Genomic DNA, 22892 nt, shown 5'->3' with positions numbered 1-22892 from the left:
GTATTGTTTAACATTTTAAAACTTAAAAATTCCTTAAAATCTGCCTCATTTTTGGCCTTGAAAAATCCCCAAATTTGTCTTCAAGAATAAAATTTTCACCCTTTTACTGATTTTTGTCAGCTTTCTGGTTAATATTTTTAATCTTATTTTCTACTCAATAAGGATTAATCTTAATATATATAATATGTAGAGTATATTTGGCTTATTATTATCGATTCAATATTGATTGTTTTGTGGTTTTATTTTGGCACGATTTTATATTTAAACCATAGTTAAGCATTAATTTTGGTTAATCTAAATCTTAATATTTTCTTAAAATATTTCAAAATTCCTCTCAATTTTAAATTTTATTAAATTGTATTTCAGTTTATTATAAATTTAAATTAAATTTTTGTTAACTAATTGCAGAATAATTATATATTTATCCCACAAGTATTTCAACAGAATTTTAGTGTAATTTTATGCAATCGATTACGCAATGTTTAACAGGTTTTGATAAAACCGCAAAAAGAAAAGTATAAAGTAGTATGACAAAATCAGAATTTCGTTACGCCCATCATCCAGAAGATGTAAAAAAATATACAACTGAAGACTTGAGAAGGGAGTTTTTGATGAATGATTTATTTAATGAAGATCAGATCAATGTAGTGTATTCTATGTACGATAGAATGATTGTTGGTGGTGTAATGCCTGTAAAAAGTGCTTTGAAACTGGAGCCAACAGACGATCTTAAAGCAGAGAATTTCCTTGACAGAAGAGAATTGGGAATCATCAATGTAGGTTCAGCCGGAAAGGTAACTGTTGATGGCGAAGTTTTCGAACTGGGAAATAAAGAAGCTTTATACATCGGAAAAGGAGCAAAAGATGTTGTTTTTGAAAACGGAAATGAAGGTCAGACTTTATTTTATTTCAATTCTGCACCGGCTCATCACGCTTATCCTACAAAGAAAATCACGAAAAACGAAGCTGAAATTGTAGAATTGGGCGAAACAAAATACGCAAACAGAAGAACGATCAATAAACTGATTGTGAACAGCGTATTAGAAACTTGCCAGCTACAAATGGGTATGACCGAGCTACACGAAGGAAGCGTTTGGAACACAATGCCTTCTCACACGCACACCAGAAGAATGGAAGCTTATTTCTATTTCGATTTGGAAGAAGGTCAGGCGGTAAGTCATTTTTTAGGACAACCGAATGAAACCCGTCATATTTTTATGAAAAACAATGAAGCGGTATTGTCTCCGGAATGGTCGATTCACTCAGGAGTTGGAACTTCCAACTATACATTTATCTGGGGAATGGCAGGAGAAAATATGGATTACGGTGATATGGACGCTGTTAAAACTAACGAACTAAAGTAATTTTTCTAATGAATTTATTTGATTTATCCGGCAAAGTAGCAGTCGTTACAGGCGGCACTCACGGATTAGGAATGGCAATGGCAGAAGGTCTTGCCGCTGCAGGTGCTGAATTGGCGATCACAAGCACAACGCCGTCAAAATTAGAGGAAGCTTTAAACTATTATCATTCCAAAGGATATAAAGCAACCGGTTATCTTTTTGACGTGACGGATGAACTGGAAGCCGCTCAGAAAGTAGCTTTAATGGAAGCTACTCATGGAAAAATAGACATCCTTGTCAACAATGCAGGAATCATCAAACGTATTCCGGCAATTGAGATGGAAGTAGAAGACTTTAGAAAAGTAATCGATGTAGATCTTACGGGGCCTTTTATCATGTCCAAATTAGTTGGAAAATACATGATCAAAAGAAAATCAGGAAAGATCATCAACATCTGCTCAATGATGAGTGAATTGGGTCGTGATAACGTAGTAGCGTACGCTTCTGCAAAAGGCGGTCTGAAAATGCTTACCAAAAATCTGGCCACAGAATGGGCAAAACATAATATTCAGGTGAACGGAATCGGTCCCGGATATTTTGCAACTTCACAAACAGAACCCATAAGAGTGGATGGACATCCTTTTAACGATTTTATCATCAGCAGAACTCCGGAAGGAAGATGGGGAAATCCGGAAGACCTTGCAGGAACGGCTATTTTCTTGGCTTCGGACGCAAGCAAATTCATCAACGGACAGATTATTTACGTTGATGGAGGAATTCTGGCGACCATCGGAAAGCCTGCTAATGAATAACAACAGAATTAGACTAGAATGAAACCTTTTATTACAGATAATTTTTTATTACAGAATAAATACGCTGAAGAATTATACTTCAAGTACGCGGAAAAACAACCCATCATTGATTATCATAATCACTTGATTCCTAAAGATATTGCAGAAGATACGTCTTTTGAAAATATCTCAAAGGTTTGGATTGCGGGCGACCATTACAAATGGAGAGCCATGCGTACAATGGGTGTGAACGAAAAATTCATCACGGGAGATGCTTCAGACAAAGAAAAATTTGAGGCTTGGGCTAAAACAGTTCCGTATACATTGAGAAATCCTTTGTACCACTGGACGCATTTAGAATTAAAAAGATATTTCGGAATTGATGAATTGCTGAATGGTGACAATGCATCAGAAATTTACGATAATATCTCATCTCAGCTTCAAACTCCTGAAAAATCGACAAGAGGTTTATTAAAAATGATGAATGTAGAATCTCTGTGCACAACTGAAGATCCTACAGATATTTTGAATTATCATCAGGACTTGGCGAAAAGCGATTTCAGCATTAAAGTGAGTACAGCTTTCCGTCCTGATAAGGCGATTTTGATTGAAAATCACAATTTTGCAGATTATATTTCTAAACTAGGCGAATCTGCCGGAATTGAAATCAACTCTTATCAAACGTTGTGTGATGCTTTGACGAAAAGAATTGAATATTTCCACGAAAACGGATGCAGATTATGTGACCACGGATTGAACAATATTTCTTTCGAAGAAGCTTCGGATGCTGAAGTGGAGACTATTTTTAACGATAAAATTTCAGGAAAAGTAATCGCTGAAAAGCAGGTAAATCAATTCAAAACAGCCATTTTATTATTCTTAGGGGAGGCTTACCACAAATTTGGTTGGGTTCAGCAGTTCCATTTGGGTGCGTTGAGAAATAATAATGAAAGAATGCACAGAATTTTAGGTCCGGATACGGGTTGGGATTCTATCGGTGACTTCGTTCAGGCTGAAACTTTGTCGAAATTATTAAACACTTTAGACGGTAAAGATAAATTAACGAAAACCATTTTATATAACTTAAATCCTGCCGACAACGAGATTTTCGCGACAATGATCGGAAATTTCAACGATGGAAGTATCAAAGGAAAAGTACAGTTCGGTTCAGGATGGTGGTTCCTTGATCAGAAAGACGGAATGATTAAGCAGATGAATGCCCTTTCCAATATGGGATTAATCAGCTGTTTTGTTGGAATGTTGACGGATTCAAGAAGTTTCCTTTCTTTCCCAAGACACGAATATTTCAGAAGAGTATTGTGTAATTTATTCGGTGAAGAAATGAAGAACGGAGAATTACCGGACGATATGGAACATGTCGGAAAAATAATTTCTGATATCTGTTATCATAATGCTAAAAATTATTTTGATTTTTAAGTAATTAAAAGACTCTCGCAGATTGAGCAAATTTTGCAGATGATTATGTTTAAAAAAATCTGCGTAATCTGTAAAATCTGTGAGAGATAAAAATAAATTTTAAACCATTAAGGAAATTTAAGAAGTTAAGTTTTGATTAAGATAAAATCAAAGATTTTAATTCAGCAAAACGCTTAAAGCGAAGCTCAACTTAATTTTTCTAAACTCCTTAATAAAATCTTAATGGTTTAAATAAAAAAATCTGTAATTTCTACTAATGAAAAGTCTTTGCGGTCTTAGCTGAGTGAAACGCCTTTGCGAACTTAAAGACAGGTAGTAGTTAAAAAAAATCTTTGCGCCCTTTGCGTTAAAAACAGAAACAGATATTCAAAAAATTAAGGTTAGTAAAAACTTATGGGCAAAATACTTACTTTCGGTGAAATCATCATGCGACTTTCGCCTCCAGGAAACAGAACCATGAAGCAAAGCCATGAAATGGAATTTTTCTTCGGCGGTACTGAGCTTAATGTCGCTTCATCATTGGCAACAATGGGTTGTGAAGTGAAGCATGTAAGTGCTGTTTCGGATGATTTTGTGGGAGAATCGGCGCTTTCTTTTGTAAAAAGCTTCGGAATTGACACGAATTTTATTTCTAAAAATGAACATCCTTTAGGTCTGTACTTTTTAGAAGTAGGATCGTCGGTTCGTGCGAGCAGAATTGCTTACAACAGGCTGAACGGTTCTTTTGCCAACATCGAAGCAGAGAAAATCGACTGGAAAAAAGCTTTGGAAGGTTGCGACTATTTTCACTGGACGGGAATTAGTCCGGGAATTTCAAAATCAGCGTATGAAAGTTTGAAAGAAGGATTGAAAACTGCCCGTGAACTGGGAATTGAAGTGACAACCGATCCAGCTTACCGTTCCAATCTTTGGAAATATGGTAAAAACGGAAATGAAGTGTTGAAAGAATTGGTTTCTTTATCAACAATTTTCATCGGCGGAGTAAATGAAATCAACGAAATTTTAGGAACTCAGTTTTCATCAGATAAAGAAGGTTTCATTGAAGCTTGTGAAGAATTAAAAAAACAATGTCCTTCTATTCATAAGATTTTCGACAAAATAAGAATCGGTGTTACAGCAAGTTCTCAGCAAACGCAGGGAAGAGCTTTGATTGACGGAAATTATTTTGAAACTGAATTTTTAGAAATAGACAATGTAGTTGACAGAATCGGAACGGGAGATGCTTTTGCAGCAGGTTTGATTTATGGCTTAATCAATTTCGATGACGAAAAAGCATTAAACTTCGCCAACGCAGCATGTGCAATTAAGCACACCATTTTGGGGGATATCAATTATTGCAGCGCAGAAGATATTCTGGAAGTAATGGCTGGAAATTCCGGTGGTCGTATCAAAAGGTAATTGGCTTTTGACGATTAGCTTTTAGCAAATTGCTTAGAATCAAAATTAAAACCTTTGTGGTCTTATTTAAGTGAAACGCCTTTGCGAACTTAAAAATATGCATGAAGTTTTAAAAGAAAATCTTTGCGCACTTTGCGTTAAAAAAATACAGCATACTAAAGGATGGATTTAATCCTATCAAAGATTATTTTCAACAAATAATTAAAAAAATGACAAAAATTCAATCAGTTACAAACCTCATCATTAATCAGGGAGTTTTACCTCTGTATTATAATGCTGATGAAACGGTAACCATAGACATATTAAAATCGCTTTACAAAGCAGGAATTCGTGCGGTAGAATACACAAGTCGTGGCGAATCTGCATTAAGCAATTTCACTAAAATGGTAGAAATCCGTAACGCAGAAATGCCCGAAATGCTTTTAGGAATCGGAACGATTAAAAATTTACAACAAGCTGAAGAATATTACAAAGTTGGGGCAGATTTCTTTATCAGTCCGGGTTTTGTGTCGGAAGTAGCAGAATTTTTAATTCCAAAAGATCTATTGTACAGTCCGGGTTGTATGACTCCTACAGAAATTATCACCGCAGAAGCTGCAGGAGTAACTTTTATTAAATTATTCCCTGGAAATGTTTTAGGTGCAGGATTTATGAGTGCCATCAAAGATGTGTTCCCAAATCTGAAATTTATGCCGACTGGAGGTGTTGATACCACGAAAGACAGCATTGAAAGTTGGTTCAAAGCTGGAGTAGCTGCAGTTGGAATGGGAAGCAAATTGGTAAGCAAAGAATTGATGGCGGCAAAAGACTATGCAACCATTGAAAATGAAACTAAAAAAGTTTTGGATATCATTCAAACTTTAAAATAATAATGATAAAGCAGAGCAAAAAACTTTGTGCTCTTATTTAAGTGAAACGCCTTTGCGAACTTAAAAATATACATCAAGTTTTAAAGAAAATCTTTGTGTTCTTTGCGTTAAAAACAAAAATTATTATTAAAAAATATTCAAAAAACTAACTAATTCTAAAACTAATATGAGTTCAGTTAAATCTTCAAAACCAACGAATTTTAGATGGACGATCTGCGTTTTGCTGTTCATTGCAACAACGATCAATTATCTGGATCGTCAGGTTTTATCATTAACGTGGAAAGATTTTATCGCTCCCGAATTTCATTGGAATAACAACGATTACGGAAATATCACCGCTTTATTCTCTATTTTCTACGCGATCGGGATGCTTTTCGCAGGAAAATTTGTGGATTGGATGGACACCAAAAAAGGTTTCCTTTGGGCAATCGGAATCTGGTCTGTTGGAGCAATTTTACACGCATTTTGTGGAATTGCAACTTCAGGAATTCTTACCGGAAACTGGTTCGCTGGTTTTCACGGCTCTAAAGAATTGATCGGAACGGTTTCCAATACTTCAGCGATTATCAGTACGAGTGTTTCGTTATTTATTTTCGCACGTTTTGTTTTGGCAATTGGTGAAGCAGGAAATTTCCCGGCAGCGATTAAAACAACAGCAGAATATTTTCCTAAAAAAGACAGAGCTTTATCCACAAGTATCTGGAATGCCGGAGCAACGGTGGGAGCCTTAGCAGCACCGATTACGATTCCTTTCATTGCAAAATCAATGGGTTGGGAATGGGCATTTATCATCATTGGTGCGTTAGGATTTGTCTGGATGGGACTTTGGGTTTTCTATTATAAAAAACCTCATGAACATCATAAAGTTAATGAGCATGAACTGACGTATATTCAGCAGGATGTAGAAGATTTTCCGGTTGAAGAAAACACAGTACAGACAGAAGAAAGAAAATTCTCGTTTAAGGAATGTTTCAGCCACAGACAAACCTGGGCTTTTGCCTTCGGAAAATTCATGACAGATGGTGTTTGGTGGTTCTTTTTATTCTGGACTCCGGCTTATTTGAGCTCGGTTTACAAAATGGATTCAACACAAAGTGCATTCCCGTTATTCGTTCTTTACATGATTACTTTATTGTCGATCATCGGCGGATGGCTTCCAAAATATTTTGTCGAAAAGAAAGGAATGAACGCCTATTCAGGAAGAATGAAAGCGATGTTAATTTTCGCATTTTTCCCTTTACTTGCTTTATTTGCGCAACCTTTAGGCTCAGTTACTTATTGGATTCCGGTTTTAATTATCGGAATTGCAGGAGCAGCACATCAGGCTTGGTCGGCAAATATTTTCTCAACGGTTGGCGATATGTTTCCGAAAAAAGCAATCGCAACGATCACCGGAATTGGTGGAATGGCAGGTGGAATTGGTTCGTTTATCATTAATAAATCTTCCGGAGTATTGTTCGATCACGCCCACAAAGCTTGGTCAACCGTTGATGGAATTCCATTGTTAGAAAAATATCCACAATATATCAACGAAAGATTGCCGGATGGATTCTTTGAACAATTAGAAAAATCAGGCGCAGTAGTGGTAGACGGAATTGATAAAGGATACATGATTATTTTCTCAGTTTGTGCCGTTGCCTATCTAATTGCATGGAGCGTAATGAAAACATTGGTTCCAAAATATAAAGTGATTAAATGATAATTTTTGAACCATTAAGAAGATTTAAGCAGTTAAGGAATATTAAGAATTTGCAGGCAAATTAAAGTCAAGCTTAAGAAATTTATTTCTCTTAAATCATCTTAACTCCTTAATCCAAATCTTAATGGTTTAAGTTAATATAGAAAGTAAAATTGAATTAAAACTCTTTGTAATCTTATTTAAGTGAAGCGTCTTTGTGAACTTAAAAAATATACATCAAGTTTTAAAAAAAATCTTAGCGCCCTTTGCGTTAAAAACAAAATCATCGAGTTAGAAAGATGGAAAATCAGATAAAACAAAAATTAAATCGTGAATTAAACAATTCTCAAGAAAAACTACCAATCAAAATTGTACAATTTGGAGGCGGAAATTTTATGAGAGGATTCACAGATTATGTGATTGATAAATTAAATAAAGAAACCGATTTTAAAGGAGGAATTGTCAATGTACAACCCACTCCAAACGGTTCAGTTCATAAACTGGAAGAGCAGGGTAATTTGTATACGCTTTTCACAAGAGGAATTAAAAAAGGGGAGATCCACGATGAAAAGCAAGTCATTTCTGCGATTCAAAAGTCGATTAATCCTTATGCAAATTATGATGAATTCTTAGCTTTGGCGAAAGAAGAAGAATTAGAATTTGTATTTTCCAACACGACAGAAACAGGAATTGCTTTTGACGAAACGGAAACTTCTTACGAAGGCCCACACAAAAATTTCCCTGCGAAAGTGGCGGTTTTACTTCACGAAAGATTCAAGCATTTCTATGGAGCAGAAGATAAAGGTTTGAGAATTATTCCTTGTGAATTAATTGAAAATAATGCCTTTGCATTAAGAGATATCATCATTAAATATGCTCAACTTTGGAATTTGGAAGAATCTTTTGTGCAATGGATTAACCAATTTAATTATTTCCATAATACTTTGGTTGACAGAATCGTTCCGGGTTATCCGAAAGACGATGTAGAATCTTACGAAGACCAGTTGGATTACGAAGATCAGATGATGGTTGTTTCAGAATGTTTCTTACTTTTTGTCATAGAAGAAGCAGGAAATTTAAATGAAAGGATTCCATTCAATAAAATTAACGAACAGATTTTGGTGGTTGATGATATTCAACCTTATCGTTTAAGAAAAGTGAGAATTCTGAATGGCGGTCACACCTTAATGTTGGCTCCGGCAGTTTTATCAGGAAAAGAAACGGTAAAAGAATCTATTGATGATGCATTTATTGGTCAGTTTTTAAGTGATTCTATTTTCAATGAAGTCAATCAGACTTTAGGTTTAGATATGGCTGAATTGAAAGATTTTGCCGAAGAAGTTTTCGACCGTTTCAGGAATCCATTCATTAAACATCATTTGGCGAGTATTGCTTTATATTTTGTTTCTAAATTTAAAGTAAGAATTCTTCCGAGCTTGTTAGGCTATGTTGAAATCAATAAAAAATTACCGTTGAATTTAGTATTCTCTTTAGCAAGTTTAATCAGATTCTATCAAGGAAGTTTCGGTGAAAAATCGTTGCCAATCAATGATGAAGAAGCTATCGTTGCTAAATTCAAAGAAATCTGGACCAACGAAGATTACGGAAAAGTTGCAGAATTATCATTAAGCGAAACAACTTTCTGGGATACAGACCTTACTCAGGTTGAAGGCCTGAAAGATGCAGTGGCAAAAGCTTTGTGGGAAATAGATCACAACGGCGTGGAAACTGCATATCACAACTTTATACAATTTTATTCTTAGAAAAAATGCAAAAGAAAGTACTGAAAGTAAATCCCAAAGACAACGTTATTGTAGCGCTGTTGGATTTGCCTGCCGGAGAATCGGTACATCTTGACGGTGCAGATTATACGGTTGTAAAAGACATTAAGGCTAAACATAAATTCGCTGCCGTAGATTTTGAAGACGGCGATCATATCATTATGTATGGCGTAATCGTTGGAAAAGCGAATCAATCTATCAAAAAAGGGGAAGTGATTACGACTGAAAACGTAAAACACCAAAGCGCAAAAGTAGAAGGTAAAACCGAAACTTTAGGCTGGACTCCACCAAATGTTGATAAATGGAAAGACCGCACTTTCATGGGATATCACCGCGAGGACGGACAGGTGGGAACAGAAAATGTTTGGTTGTTTTTCCCTTTGGTATTCTGCGAAAACAAAAATATCGAGACGCTTAAAGATATTTTTGAAAGAGAATTATTGCACGAAAAAGCCAGCAAACATCAATTGTTATTAAGATCATTATTAAATGGTGGAGCGACTGATGTTGTTGAGGAGGAAAAAGAAGAAGATACAAGAGTTTTTAAAAATATTGATGTAAGATTCATCACGCATCAAGGCGGTTGTGGCGGAATTCGTCAGGATGCGGAAGCATTGGGAAGACTATTCGCAGGATATGTGAATAATCCGAATGTTGCAGGAGCAACGGTTTTAAGTTTAGGTTGCCAGAATCTTCAGGTGCAGATTTTTATGGATGCGCTGCATGCTTTAGCTCCGAATAATAAAAAACCGATTGTTGTTTACGAACAGCAAAAATCCGGTACGATCGACGAAATGCTAACCGGCGTGATCAAAGATTCTTACGAAGGAATTAAAAAAGCCAACGATATTGAAAGAAAACCTGCACCGATCACAAAACTGAATATTGGTTTGGAATGTGGTGGTTCAGATGGTTTCTCCGGAATTTCTGCAAACCCTGTTTTGGGCGAAGTTTCCGATATTATGGCTGCTGTTGGCGGAACAACCATGCTTGCCGAATTCCCTGAATTGTGTGGAGTAGAGCAGGAGTTGGTCAATCGTTGCATCAATGATGAAGACGGTGTGAAATTCCTTAAACTGATGCAGGATTTTGAAAAATCAGTCGTTGCTGCAGGCTCAGGCTTTGATATGAATCCGTCGCCGGGGAATATTAAAGATGGACTAATAACCGATGCCATGAAATCTGCAGGAGCGGCTAAAAAAGGAGGTGCAGCCCCGATTGTAGAAGTTTTGGATTTTACTGAATACGCTACAAAACCAGGTCTGAATCTTCTGTGTACTCCCGGAAATGATGCCGAATGTACAACGGCTTTGGTAGGTTCTGGAGCAACAGTTGTGCTTTTTACCACAGGTTTGGGAACGCCAATGGGAAATCCAATTTCTCCGGTGGTGAAGATTTCTTCAAATACAGTTTTAGCTGAAAAAATGCCGGATATTATTGATTTTAATGCAGGAACGGTGATTAGCGGAGATAAAGCTATTCCTGAAGCAGCAGACGAATTGTTAGAATACATTATAAAAGTAGCAAGCGGCGAGGTAAAAACCAAAGCCGACCTACTCAATCAGAATGATTTCATTCCTTGGAGAAGGGGTGTTTCTTTATAATTATTGTTTTAATTATATAAATATTAGGGTTGAAAATACTTTCTACATTTGTGGAAAGTATTTTCTTTTTGATTAAGTTGAAAACTTTGTAAATTTAAAGGTTTTACTAAATAGAAATTATGATATTCAACGGAATAAATAATCAAAAAGTGGAATTTAGATTAATACCATTTGATCTACATGAGTTTGAACTTATGACAGGTATTAAACTTGGGGACGATTATGAGCCTTACGATGTAGGTTTTAATCTAATAATTGGGAATAGGGATATGTTAACAAGTATACTTATTTCTGATGTTATAAAGATTGTTGATTGGTTCGAAGATCTTTTATATAATAAAGTTATTGATTCACATCTTTCCGTTTATCACGGTCAATTATGTTTTGATTTATTAAAAAATAATACTAAAAAGATTATTAGAATAACAAACGATGGTTCAATATCTATTCCCGGTGTTGGAGGATATTCAGGAGATTTAGAAGAAATTTTAAAAATGTATTTTGTTGAATGTGAAATAAACGAAATGGAATTGCAAACAATTATAATAGATTTAAAAAATGAATTATATCACTCGTTAAAAAGAAATTAAGTTAGCTCAAAAATCTTATTTAATTATAAATATTAGGGTTGAAAATGCTTCTTGCTTCGGTGAAGAGCATTTTCTTTCAAACACGAGTAAGCACTTTTTTTACACGAATAAACACAATATTATAATTTAATCAAGGTATTTATATCAATAGGAACGGGCTTTAGCCCGTTTAATGAATACACAATTCATATTGGCTTTAGCCAAAACTTAAATTAGTCCTCCATAATAAAAATGTCACGAATTAAAATCCGTGACATCAGTATATTTTACATATTACTTATACTAAAATTATTGCTTAGCAACTTTATTTCCAACTCCTGTCAATGACGTGTTGGGTTTTCCGCTTTTTGTACCGGAAGTTTTATAAAATATGGTATTGTTACCTCCTTCCATTGTAATGTTATCTACTCTATCGATGTACACTTTGTTACCAGTTCCGGAAACAGAAATTTTCTTAGCGCTTCCTTTAATCGTGATCGTATTATCGCCTCCTTCCACTTCTACGATGCCTCCGTTAAGGGTATAATTCAGCTTATGACCGATGCCTTCGACCTGTATTTTTTTATCGTTGTCTGATTTTTCTACGCCTTTGATGGATTCTGTTTTTCTGGATTGAGAAAAAGCGGTACCCGTTCCTAGAAAGAGAATCGCCAAGATGGCTGCTGTTTTAATATTTTTCATAATCAATTTGAATTTAGTTGAAGGTAAATATAAGTATAAAATGAATTCTTATGGACTGTTTAAAAGTTAAAGGATTATAAAATTGGTTAAAGCTTAGATAACGTAGGCTAGGTAGCACAGATTTGTAATCCATGCTTAGAATATGATGTTGGAATAAAGTTTAAATTTTAATTTTTATCGAAAATTTCCAAGTCTTGAGTTTTTGTTTCAAAACAAAAGAAAAACAGCCTCAAAAAGAAGCTGTTTTTTATATAAGTTTAGATTCTTTCACAATGACAAATAGAGTTTTATCAGATATTTGTCTCCGTAAGATCTTTTGACTTTATGCGAAAAGAAAAATTAATCCTTTTTAGAAGACTTTCTGATATAAATCTGCGGAGCCAGCACCACTTTTTTCTCAATAGAAACTCCGGAACCATTTTCCTTTATACTTTCGAGAAACACCTGTCCCGCCATTTTTCCCATAGGTACAGGAGTTTGGTCAACAGAACTTATCGGAAGCTCCATAAATTGGGTAAAAGGCTCGTTGGAGAAACCGATAACGGCCACTTCATCCGGAACTTTAATATTACGTTTTTTAAGTTCCTGACACGCGCCTAATGCGGCAAAGTCACTCGAAGAAAAGATAGCATCCGGAACAGATTTTTTATCCCAAAGCTTTTTAATAGCATCGATACCAGCATCAATAGAACTGCCGGTTTGTAGAATATTGTCTTCTTTTACGGGTAATTGATGATCTATTAAGGCTTGCTTATAACCATTCAGACGGTTTTGATAGATCTCAAGATTCAGATCTCCGGCAAAATGGCAAATGTTTTTGTAGCCTTCTTTTATTAAATGTTCAGTTGCGATATAGCCTCCTCTGTAGTCGTCAATCACCACTGTGCTGATTCCCGAAATATCTTTTTTACGGTCGAAAAAGATGATCGGCGTATTCGTAGTATCTAAAATATTTTGGATGTGTTCTGTATCGATCGTTGTTTTGGAAACCGACATGAAAATACCGTCTACCTGAGCATTGAGCAAAGTGTTAAGATGTCTTTTTTCAATATTTACATCTTCGTGGCTTTGGCAGATAATCACGTGATAGCCGAATGGTGAAAGCTCTTCTTCAATTCCGCGGATGACGGAGGAGAAGAAATTGGTATTTACAAACGGAACAATAATTCCTACATTTTTGGTTTCCCCACTTTTCAGTGCCTTGGCAAGATTATTCTGCTTGTAGTTCATTTCCTTAGCAGTTTTCTTTACCAGATCTTTTGTGGCCTGGCTGATTCTCGGGTGATCGTTTAATGCTCTCGAAACAGTTGCCACACTGACATTTAGCTTCTTCGAAATATCATATATAGTGGCACTTTTTTTATTCATACAAGTTTTTTTCTAGCTGTTTTTCGTACATCAAAATGATATACATTATTGACGTAAATTTAATCAAATTAAGCATATCTGTACTGTAAAAAATTATTATTTTATAAGTATTTTCAATAAAAACATCTGAAAAAGCCTGTACGAATATTTTTATGAATTTTTTAACCCTCTCTTTTTAGAATTGAATAAAAGAATTAGTCTAAAATATACATTTTTTTGTTTTTCAGGCTGATGCCTATTTTTTTTCCGAACCAGTTGATGCTCGTTTTTCCTTCATAAATTAAACCTTCTACAAACATCACTTTGGGATCTTTCAAGGTCACAAATTTGTTGGAAATTGAATGTACAGAACCTTTGTAGAATTTGGTAACTACCTTTTCGTCAAACTCACTTTTCTTTTCCAGAACTTCAAGTTTTTCTTTGTCGATACTTAATGTCTTTAGCAGTTTATCACTTAACCAGAAAGAATTATTTCCTGCTCCTGAATCTAGCAACACCTGAATTTTATATTGATCATTCAGCATAATATAGGTGAAAATATCCAACGATTTATCTGCCTGAGTTGTAATTTGTATATCAAAAACTTTAGCATTTTTTTCTTTGGAAAGATCGGTAAGATTGATTTCTTTTTTATCAAAATCAATGATAAAATCTGTTTCGCTGAACATGGGAAGTGAGATCAAACCATCAATTCCGTTCAGCTTCATATCAAAAGTAGAGTAAGGTATATTGGCGAATTTTTTTCCGGCAAACGAAACTTCACTGCTTTGAAATACAGGGATATCCATTCTCTCGCCAGTCGCACGATAAGCCGTCAGGAAATTATAGGTTGATTTTTGTTTTAAATCTTTAGCAAAACTGTCGAAGAATAAATTGATTCCACCACCAGTATCGAAGATGAAATTTCCTTCTTTTCCTTCAATATTAGCTTTCGCAATAATATGACCGGATGGAAGAATATTAATCGGCGTTTTTTGAGAAAATAAAAAACCGGATGCCGCAACAGCGAATAAGTACAATGTTTTTTTCATGGATTAGTTTAAATTAATGGGTTAAAATTAATAAAATTCAATGAAGTCTTAATCACTAAAAATAATGAAGGACACCAAAAAATGATGTCCTTCACCTAACTAAGTGTGTATGATGTAAGAAATTTTTATTTTTTCCAAAGGGTTTCGATTTCCTCTAATGATTTTCCTTTCGTTTCAGGAACCATTTTCCATACAAAAAGTAAGGATAAAACGCTCATTACTCCATAAAATCCGTAGGTAAATGCCCCACTGAATTCCATCATAAAAGGATAAGTCGATGAAATTAAATAATTGGCAGCCCATTGTGCTGCAACAGCAATTGCAATCGCACCTCCTCGTATTTTATTCGGGAAAAGTTCTGAGATTAAAACCCAGCAAATCGGTCCCCACGACATCATAAAAGATGCCGTATACACAATGATAAACACCAAAGTGGCAATCCCGATAATATGAAGGTAGGAGAAAATAGCAATGGCAAACATACCAATTGCCATTCCGATGGAACCAACGATCAATAAAGGTTTTCTTCCCCATTTATCAACAGTAAAAATTGCGACAACGGTAAAGACTACATTCACTAGTCCCATCACCACAGTCTGTAACATGGAAGCGTCTTTATGAACGCCCATGCTTTCAAAAATCCTCGGTGCATAGTATAAAGCAACGTTGATTCCAACAAACTGCTGAAAAACAGAAAGTAAAATCCCGATAATGATTACTGTTTTTCCGAAAGCGAAAATCTCACTTTTATGTTCGGCAACCGTACCTTTTATTTCGTTAAAAATCTGATGACCTCGAAGTTGTCCATTAATTTTGGTTAAAATTTTAAGCGCTTCATCATCTTTTTTTATCAACGTTAAATATCTCGGTGTTTCAGGTACAAAAAATAATAAAATCCCAAATAATGCTGCAGGAATCGTTAATGATAAAAACATATAACGCCATCCGATATTGTTGATCCATTCTACGGATTTTCCGTCGGCAATTCCCCAGTTGACAAAATACACCACCAACATTCCGAAGATGATTGCAAATTGATTCAGAGAAACTAACCTTCCGCGAACTTCAGCAGGGGCAATCTCTCCAATATACATCGGGCAAACGGCAGAAGCTAGTCCAACTCCGATTCCACCGATAATTCTGTAAAAATTAAAGGCTAGCAAAACTCCCATGGAATGTTCACCGTGCTTAAAGAATAAAAATTCTGGATAAGCAGCTCCTAATGCGCTGATGAAGAATAAAAATGCCGCCAGCATCAAAGATTTTTTTCTTCCTAATTTTGATGAGAAAAATCCTGAAACGGCTCCTCCGATAATACAACCAATCAATGCGCTGGAAATCGTTGCTCCATGGGCAAGAGAGCTCAATCCTAAAGGAATGATTAAATATTCCTGAATCGATTTTTCGGCTCCGGAAATTACAGCCGTATCATAACCGAATAAAAGTCCGCCTAAGGTAGCAACTAATGTTAATACAGTTACATACGTCATATTAATTTCCGCTTTTGCTCCCGAAGAATATTGTGATCCGGAATCTATTATTTGCATAGTGTCATGTAGTTTTAATGATAGGTGATTAATTTTTTATCTTTCAATGTAATCGATTGCACTTTTATATCTCTGTTTCCTAAAAATTAGACTTACTTATTTTCTTAATTTTAGAAATAATTATTTAAAAAGTGTTTTCAATATAAAATAATAATCAATGTTGATGATTTATTAATAATTGAAAGTCTCTAAATGTAATAATTTTAAACAAACTGCAAAGAGATTTTTACAATATCTTACTTTGTATGATAAGGGTAATCGTATGTGTTTGTTTTTTAGTTGAATAATCAATATTTATTGTTTTGTTTTTTACGATAAAAATTAAATTTTGTTAACATTAAGCAGGGTTTCCCTTTCCCAAATTTGTGTTCTGCATTGCGATTTTGAGATTATGTCTTACAAATATCAATTCTAAAACTTAATATTTTTCATTAAAAATTTTACATTTGAGCATGAATAACAGGAACCGTGGAAAAAATACCGGAGATGATGATTTGTTTGGAATAGAAAAGCAAATTGATAAGATGAGAGAGGCTGTTCAGGATGTGAAATATCTTTTGAGCCATGGATATGCAGAAAAGGCAAGTTGTGATTTGGCAGGAAATCGTTATAAACTTAAAACCCGACAAATTCAGGCTTTTCGTGGTGCTTCGGCATCAGAAAATCAGATTCAGACAAGAAAAAATAAGCAACTGAATTTTATCGATCTCAAAGGTAAATCTGTTTTTCTAGATGCCTTCAATATTTTGATTTTGTTGGAAAGTTTGCTTTCCGGAGCATATTTATTTCAGGGATTGGATGGCTGCTACCGTGATTTGTCAGGCGTTCACGGAACTTATAAAAGAGTGAACCAAACTTCTGAAGCAATTGGTTTAGTAGGTCGTTTTTTTCATCAGATAAAACCTGAAAAATTAGTTTGGCTTTTTGATCAACCGGTTTCTAACAGTGGAAGAATTAAGCAGATAATTCTTGATTTTGCTCAGGAAAATTCTTATAATTGGGAAGTATTTTTAGAATTTAATCCCGATAAATTTTTAGTGGAAAATGCTGAAATTGTGGTTTCTTCAGACGGCTGGGTTTTAGATCATTGCAAAAATTGGTTTAATCTCACAGATTATTTAATTACAGAAGAAAATTTGCCTGTTAATCTGATAAAACTCTTTTAAAAAATGAATCTGTTTCAACCCTATATTTCATTGTTTTCGAATGAATGGAAAGATCAATATTCTAAAATTTTAGCTGAAGAATATTTGGAAAACATGAGTAAGAATATTCATCGGTTTAAAGATGGAAATGTAGACTTTGTATTGCCTTATTTTAATGAAGAAAGTCAAATTGAGCGATCTGAAAGTTTTAAATTGTTTATTCAAACTCTTGAAGGTGATTCTTCACAGGAAAATATTGTTCAATCTTTGGAGCAAATTCCTTTTGAACATTGGTTGAATATTTTAGGACAACGGTTGACTTCTGCGAGTATTCGCGATGAATCTGCCATTCCGCCACTAAAAAATATTTTGATTGAGAGTTGTGAAAAGCCTTTTAATAATGAAATCACCATCGCACAACGAGCCTGGGAAAAACATGTCGGAAGAATGGAAGACGAGTTTTGGGGCGAAGTAAAAGGAAATAATCAAGAAAAACAGAAGAAAGTGATGGAAAAAATCCACCATATTTTAGATCACCAAACATGGTGGAATGTATTTTTTCATTACAAACACAATCTTGTATTTGAAGTTCGTGAAAAAGGAGGTCATGGTATTAGATGGAGCCACGGAGGGACTCATTTAATAGGCTTTCTCGAAACTTTTATTAATGATTAAAAGTTGAAGAATAATCTAGCTTTTGTTTTTAATCTGAAAGCAACTTTGGTTTGATACTGTAAAAGATCATAAATATCTTTTTCATTAGTATAAGTCTTGGGAACAGTTTGCCTATTAATCATCTTTATAGAGCGCCTTTTCATCGTGTTAAAGATAACTCTGGCAAAAGATTCTTTCGCTTTTTTCTTCGATTTGAATTGTGAAATTCCGTTAGAATGAAGTCTGTATTTATAAAGATCTTCATCAATAAATGCAGGATTTCCGTGATCTAATATTTTCAGATAAAGATCTTGATCCACAGCACTGGTAAGTTCAGGGTTGATACCTAATGTTTTTTGGTAAATTTCTTTTTTAAAAGTAAAAAAGTGAGCAAATTGAACCGGACAATTAAAAAAATACTTGTCGTTGTAGATTTGTTTTGTTTTTGAAAAAGTTTTGTCAGCCGTCAGATTTTCATCACACATCATCATTCTGGAATACGTAGCAACAATTTCAGGATTATTGTCGTATTCTGCTACCGATTTTTCTAGTGCGGTAGGGTAAAGCGCATCGTCAGGATCCAGATAACCACAGATTTCACCTTCTGCATATTCCATACATTTTCTCTTTGTGAAACCGCATCCTTTGTTAGATTCATTTTCAAACAGTTTGAAACGATCATCTCCCGAAATGATTCTTTTTATAATTTCCACCGAATCATCCGTTGAAGCATCATCCACTATTATCACTTCAAAATTAGTATAAGATTGATTGATAATAGATTCATAGCACTCCTTAAAGTACTTTCCGTTATTATAATTCGCTATAAGAACTGAAAATTTTATCACCATCATTAGAAATATTGTATAATGTAAATTTACGATTTTTTATTTGAAAGTATTTATTATTGGTTAAAATTTAATTTTTAATACTGTAATTTGTTATTATTCAATAAGATTATTTTTAAACGTGGTAGGTTAATGTTTTATATGTTTTTCTTTAAAATAATAAATGCTGTTGTTTGTATTAATCTCAACTTGGCATTTTGTTATTATTATTTGAAATTGAAAATATGATATATAATAATTTATGATTGTGAATAATTATTAATGCATAAAAAATATTTTTTGCTACGTAAAAAGAATGCGTACATGAAAAATAATTTTGCTTTTGTAAATAAAAAGCAATGGATTTTTCTAATCAAAACTTTACGCAAAACGAATGGGAAATATGTCTTAAGGTATTAAATGCCTTAAAAGATGAGCCATTTTCTAATTCTGATAATCAAACTTTTTCGGGATTAATTACGAAAATTCATAAGAATGCTAAAAAGCAAAGTCGTCAGGAAAATTACTTTCAGATGAAATCTCATGATTTAGAGATTAATTCTGAATCTGTACTAATGAAAAAAGCGTTGGCGGGAATTTCTGCTTTTTATGACGACCAAAAAGATGAAACACAACTTACAAAATTACAAATACCTAAAAACTGCTATTGCTGTAACCAAAGTTATCATTACGCCCATTCTTTTTACACGAGACTGTGCCCAAAATGTGCGGACGAAAATTACGAAAAACGTTTTTTGTCAACAGATTTAGCGGGAAGAAATGTAATTTTAACCGGAGGACGTGTAAAGGTAGGTTTCGCAACCGCTTTAAAATTGTTGAGAAATGGTGCCAATTTGGTTTTGACGACCCGTTTTCCGGCTTTGGCATTGGAAACTTTGCAGCAGGAATTAGACTATGGTGAATGGAAAAACAGACTTTGGGTATATGGTTTGGATTTGAGGGATTTAAAGGCAATTAAGGAATTTATAGATTTTTATAAATCGAATTTTGAAACGCTTGATATATTAATCAATAACGCAGCTCAGACGATTAAATATCCGGATCAATATTATTTGCCCATCATCAGACGTGAAAACGAAATGTTGGTTGAGTTTAAAAATAATCAAAAATTAATTCCAAACGCAACAGCAATTTCCTCCGAAATCGGAAAATTGGAATATGCTGAAAATGAAGAAACAAATGTCGCTTTGACGCGTTTCGGGCAACCTGTTGATAATCGGGATAAAACGAGCTGGAATTCTACATTGGAAGAAGTTTCGATGTACGAATTGGTTGAAGTGAATTTAATTAATCATATCGCACCTTATTTTTTGATTAAAGAATTAAAACCTTTAATGAAAAACTCAGTTTTTAAAGAAAAATTTATCGTGAATGTGACGTCTTCTGAAGGTATTTTCAGCTACGATAATAAAACGATTTTCCATCCACATACAAATATGACAAAGGCTGCTCTGAATATGATGACGCTCACTTCGGCAAAGGAATTTGAAAAAGATCAGATTTATATGACAGCAGTTGACGTTGGTTGGATTTCCACGGGAGCAAAGGAAAGTTTAAGAAAGAAACAGTTTGAACAAGGATATATTCCACCATTGGATTCTGTGGATGGAGCTGCGAGAATTTTACATCCGATTGTGGAAGGAATTAATGGAAATTATTTCAGTGGAGTTTTATTGAAAAATTATAAAATTAATAACTGGTAAAATATAGGAAGCGTTAGTTCAGCTGGAAGAATTTTGTCATTGCGCGGCAAAGGTCGTGGGTTCGAGTCCCACACGCTTCCAAAATGGAGATAATAGTTATAATGGAAAAATACATTTTGCTAAAGTGAGTTGCAGGTTCGATTCCTGCTTATCTTCCAAAACAGAAACGTTAGCTCAAAAGGAAGAGCCCTGATTTTCCAGGTCAGATGTTGCGGGTTCGAGTCCCGTACGTTTCGCAAGGAATACGAAGTTTATAGAGGGAATAAATACTTTCGCTAACATGCGAAAGAGTATGCAGGTTCGAATCCTGCGGTATTCCCATCTTAGATTTCAAGGCAAACGAAATTAATTCATATTTAATTCAAAAGCATGAAAAACATTTATAACAAGGGAACTTTCAGAAGTTATGAATGGGGTAAAATCGGACCTTATTTAAAAAAGTATGGGAATAAAAAATGGAGAAGGACTGAAAGATTAGAAATAGAAGATCAACTTAGAGAAACAACTCAGTTTTTTAAATGGAGAAGAAAAAAGCGAAAATTAATTTGGGCTAAAATTACAAGAGAAATCAATGGAAGAATAACTTCGAATTATAGGAGCTTTTACTCTGAAAAATCTTTTAAAAGCTCGATAAGCAGAGCCCATATAACAAGATATTTTTTAATAAATAATGATAAAAAAAGAAAAAAATGAACACATTTATTGATATTGGTATCAACTTAACCAATAAACAATTTTATAACGAACAAGAAGAAATCATCAACCGCGCCCTTGACAATGGAGTAGAGCAAATGATTCTCACAGGAACGAGCGTTCGTGGAAGTAAAGAGTCAGCAGAGATTGCAGAAGATTATCCCGAAATTTTATTTTCAACTGCTGGAATTCATCCGCATGATGCAAAATCTTTCAACAATGAAAGTCTTCATGAATTAAGAAAACTTTTAAAGCTCGAGCAAGTGGTTTCCGTTGGAGAATGCGGACTGGATTTCGACAGAGATTTTTCGCCAAGATCCATTCAGGAAAAATGCTATCGCGCTCAACTTGAACTATCAATCGAAGTGAATAAACCTCTTTTTCTTCACGAAAGATCGGCTTTCAAAAGGTTTAATGAAATTACAGACGAATATTTATCAAAACTTCCAAAAGCAGTGGTTCATTGTTTTACCGGAACTTTAGAGGAAGCGAAAATTTATTTGGATAAAGGTTTTTACTTAGGTTTTACTGGAGCTATTAGCGATCAAGGTAGATTCAAATATTTGGAAGAAGTCATTAAATATGTTCCCCTCGACCGAATGATGATCGAAACCGATGCGCCTTTTATGCTTCCGAAAAATATGCCTCGAATGCAAAACCGTAGAAACGAACCTTCATTTTTGCCTTATGTTGCCCAAACGATTGCCAATGTAAAGAAAATCAGTATTTCTGAAGTTGCCGATGAAACAACAGAAGTTGCAAAAAGTTTTTTCAGAATATAAAAAAAGAGTTCTACATCACTGTAAAACTCTTTTTTATAAATATTTTCAAACGAAGGATGTTTGCTTTTTATAAACTTTTAAGTGCTGATTCCAACGCTAATTCCATCATTGGTTTCAACGCTTTTTCTCTTTCGTCGGCAGAGATTTTTTCGTGAGTCGGGATAATGTCTGTTACCGTAAGAATGGTTGCGGCATTTTTTCCTAAATATTGAGCATTGGCGAATAATCCAAAAGCTTCCATTTCTACAGCAGGACAGTTATATTTCGTTGCAATGGCAGGAACTGCAGGATCTTTTCTGTAGAAAATATCACTACTGTGAACATTGATTGCTTTTGCTTTTAACGAAAGTTCTTCAGCAGTTTGGTTGATTGTATTGAAAATATTTCCTTGGTGAGAAAGAATTTCATCTTCAATTTCCCAAGCATATTTTGCATACGTACTTTCACTGGCTGCATTTTCAACATTTAAAATATCAAAAAGCTGAAGCTCTGTATTGTAAGCGCCACAAGTTCCGATTCTGATGATCGTATCTACATCATATTCTGTAAACAACTCAAAAGAATAGATTCCGATGCTTGGGAAGCCCATTCCGCTGGCTCCCACAGAGATTTCTTTTCCTTTGTAAAGCCCTGTATAATAGAAAATACCTCTTGTTTTACTTACCAGTTTGGCATCTTCTAAAAAATTTTCGGCAATATATTGTGCGCGAAGCGGATCTCCGGGTTGTAACAAAACTTTAGCAATTTCTCCTTTTTTTGCGCTAATGTGAATACTCATAATTTTATTTTGAAAGTGCAAAGATAGCAAATATGTGCATAGCTAATTTCTAATCTTTATATGCGGTAAATATCAATGTGATAAAATTATTTAATCAGTTTTTTTGGAGCTTTTTCGCGCTTTCCGCACTCGCTATTTCTTTGTTTCGGGCTGCGGCTGGCAAAGCCAGCC

20 protein-coding genes and 3 tRNA genes are annotated in these 22892 nt (G+C 34.5%); 17 read left to right on the top strand and 6 right to left on the bottom strand.

The window, feature by feature from the left end:
* The first annotated feature begins 527 nt into the window (after positions 1-527).
* The 9 genes from kduI to ABEG63_RS15700 all read left to right on the top strand — a co-directional run bounded on the left by kduI (position 528) and on the right by ABEG63_RS15700 (position 11491).
* Positions 528-1364 carry a 5-dehydro-4-deoxy-D-glucuronate isomerase gene (kduI, locus tag ABEG63_RS15740; protein ID WP_346586108.1) on the top strand — a complete coding sequence of 279 codons (837 nt, stop codon included), beginning with the start codon at positions 528-530 and terminating at the stop codon, positions 1362-1364.
* A gap of 8 nt (positions 1365-1372) precedes the next feature.
* Entirely contained in the window at positions 1373-2155 is a 783-nt protein-coding gene (locus tag ABEG63_RS15735) for a gluconate 5-dehydrogenase (protein ID WP_267404144.1), read from the top strand.
* Positions 2156-2173: 18 nt separating this feature from the next.
* Positions 2174-3571 (top strand): glucuronate isomerase, encoded by a 1398-nt coding sequence (gene uxaC / locus ABEG63_RS15730; RefSeq protein ID WP_346586106.1) that lies wholly within the window; start codon positions 2174-2176, stop codon positions 3569-3571.
* Between the two features lie 393 nt (positions 3572-3964).
* On the top strand, positions 3965-4969 hold the full coding sequence (locus ABEG63_RS15725) for a sugar kinase (RefSeq protein ID WP_346586104.1): 1005 nt from the start codon (positions 3965-3967) through the stop codon (positions 4967-4969).
* 209 nt (positions 4970-5178) lie between these two features.
* Positions 5179-5838 (top strand): bifunctional 4-hydroxy-2-oxoglutarate aldolase/2-dehydro-3-deoxy-phosphogluconate aldolase, encoded by a 660-nt coding sequence (locus tag ABEG63_RS15720; RefSeq protein WP_346586102.1) that lies wholly within the window; start codon positions 5179-5181, stop codon positions 5836-5838.
* Between the two features lie 166 nt (positions 5839-6004).
* Positions 6005-7537, top strand: coding sequence for an MFS transporter (locus ABEG63_RS15715; protein WP_346586100.1), 1533 nt, complete (start codon positions 6005-6007; stop codon positions 7535-7537).
* 278 nt (positions 7538-7815) lie between these two features.
* Complete coding sequence (locus tag ABEG63_RS15710) at positions 7816-9279, top strand: tagaturonate reductase (RefSeq protein ID WP_346586098.1); 1464 nt, start codon at positions 7816-7818, stop codon at positions 9277-9279.
* Between the two features lie 5 nt (positions 9280-9284).
* Positions 9285-10901, top strand: a complete 1617-nt coding sequence (locus ABEG63_RS15705) for an altronate dehydratase family protein (RefSeq protein ID WP_346586096.1) — start codon at positions 9285-9287, stop codon at positions 10899-10901.
* Positions 10902-11020: 119 nt separating this feature from the next.
* Positions 11021-11491: a hypothetical protein gene (locus ABEG63_RS15700; RefSeq protein WP_346586094.1), complete on the top strand. Its 471-nt coding sequence runs from the start codon at positions 11021-11023 to the stop codon at positions 11489-11491.
* A 288-nt stretch (positions 11492-11779) separates the two neighbouring features.
* On the opposite strand, the gene ABEG63_RS15695 is transcribed toward ABEG63_RS15700, so the two are convergent.
* The 4 genes from ABEG63_RS15695 to xylE form a co-directional block, all read right to left on the bottom strand.
* Positions 11780-12172 (bottom strand): DUF3060 domain-containing protein, encoded by a 393-nt coding sequence (locus ABEG63_RS15695; protein WP_267404135.1) that lies wholly within the window; start codon positions 12170-12172, stop codon positions 11780-11782.
* Positions 12173-12511: 339 nt separating this feature from the next.
* Positions 12512-13540 carry a LacI family DNA-binding transcriptional regulator gene (locus ABEG63_RS15690; protein WP_267404134.1) on the bottom strand — a complete coding sequence of 343 codons (1029 nt, stop codon included), beginning with the start codon at positions 13538-13540 and terminating at the stop codon, positions 12512-12514.
* A 194-nt stretch (positions 13541-13734) separates the two neighbouring features.
* Positions 13735-14571, bottom strand: coding sequence for an aspartyl protease family protein (locus tag ABEG63_RS15685; RefSeq protein ID WP_346586092.1), 837 nt, complete (start codon positions 14569-14571; stop codon positions 13735-13737).
* Between the two features lie 125 nt (positions 14572-14696).
* The gene (gene xylE, locus ABEG63_RS15680) at positions 14697-16118 is read right to left on the bottom strand and encodes a D-xylose transporter XylE (protein ID WP_346586090.1); all 1422 of its coding nucleotides are present in this window, start codon (positions 16116-16118) and stop codon (positions 14697-14699) included.
* A gap of 452 nt (positions 16119-16570) precedes the next feature.
* On the opposite strand from xylE, the gene ABEG63_RS15675 reads away from it, so the two are divergent.
* Both ABEG63_RS15675 and ABEG63_RS15670 read left to right on the top strand, forming a co-directional pair.
* Positions 16571-17284 (top strand): DUF434 domain-containing protein, encoded by a 714-nt coding sequence (locus ABEG63_RS15675; RefSeq protein WP_346586089.1) that lies wholly within the window; start codon positions 16571-16573, stop codon positions 17282-17284.
* A gap of 3 nt (positions 17285-17287) precedes the next feature.
* Positions 17288-17938: a hypothetical protein gene (locus ABEG63_RS15670; RefSeq protein WP_346586087.1), complete on the top strand. Its 651-nt coding sequence runs from the start codon at positions 17288-17290 to the stop codon at positions 17936-17938.
* On the opposite strand, the gene ABEG63_RS15665 is transcribed toward ABEG63_RS15670, so the two are convergent.
* Complete coding sequence (locus ABEG63_RS15665) at positions 17935-18771, bottom strand: glycosyltransferase (protein ID WP_346586085.1); 837 nt, start codon at positions 18769-18771, stop codon at positions 17935-17937. The two genes, ABEG63_RS15670 and ABEG63_RS15665, sit on opposite strands and share 4 nt — an antisense overlap.
* A 332-nt stretch (positions 18772-19103) precedes the next feature.
* Here ABEG63_RS15665 and ABEG63_RS15660 point away from each other — a divergent pair, with 332 nt between their 5' ends.
* From ABEG63_RS15660 to ABEG63_RS15635, 6 genes are all read left to right on the top strand, one after another.
* Positions 19104-20468 carry an SDR family oxidoreductase gene (locus ABEG63_RS15660; protein ID WP_346586083.1) on the top strand — a complete coding sequence of 455 codons (1365 nt, stop codon included), beginning with the start codon at positions 19104-19106 and terminating at the stop codon, positions 20466-20468.
* A gap of 7 nt (positions 20469-20475) precedes the next feature.
* Positions 20476-20548: transfer RNA gene (locus tag ABEG63_RS15655), tRNA-Ala, on the top strand.
* Positions 20549-20553: 5 nt separating this feature from the next.
* Positions 20554-20625: transfer RNA gene (locus tag ABEG63_RS15650), tRNA-Ser, on the top strand.
* 6 nt (positions 20626-20631) lie between these two features.
* Positions 20632-20704 (top strand) — tRNA-Gly (locus tag ABEG63_RS15645).
* 133 nt (positions 20705-20837) lie between these two features.
* Positions 20838-21161 carry a hypothetical protein gene (locus ABEG63_RS15640; protein WP_346586081.1) on the top strand — a complete coding sequence of 108 codons (324 nt, stop codon included), beginning with the start codon at positions 20838-20840 and terminating at the stop codon, positions 21159-21161.
* Positions 21158-21943 (top strand): TatD family hydrolase, encoded by a 786-nt coding sequence (locus ABEG63_RS15635; protein ID WP_346586079.1) that lies wholly within the window; start codon positions 21158-21160, stop codon positions 21941-21943. The genes ABEG63_RS15640 and ABEG63_RS15635 overlap by 4 nt, the downstream gene beginning before the upstream one ends.
* Before the next feature lie 67 nt (positions 21944-22010).
* Here the strand turns inward: ABEG63_RS15635 and deoD are convergent, their stop codons facing one another.
* Positions 22011-22721 carry a purine-nucleoside phosphorylase gene (gene deoD, locus ABEG63_RS15630; RefSeq protein WP_267404116.1) on the bottom strand — a complete coding sequence of 237 codons (711 nt, stop codon included), beginning with the start codon at positions 22719-22721 and terminating at the stop codon, positions 22011-22013.
* Positions 22722-22892 lie beyond the last annotated feature (171 nt).

Origin of the sequence: Chryseobacterium sp. C39-AII1 (assembly GCF_039672645.1) — a bacterium.
Lineage (GTDB): Bacteria > Bacteroidota > Bacteroidia > Flavobacteriales > Weeksellaceae > Chryseobacterium.
The sequence above is the reverse complement of the archived record's forward strand: the minus strand, read 5'-3'. Positions and strand labels throughout refer to the sequence as shown.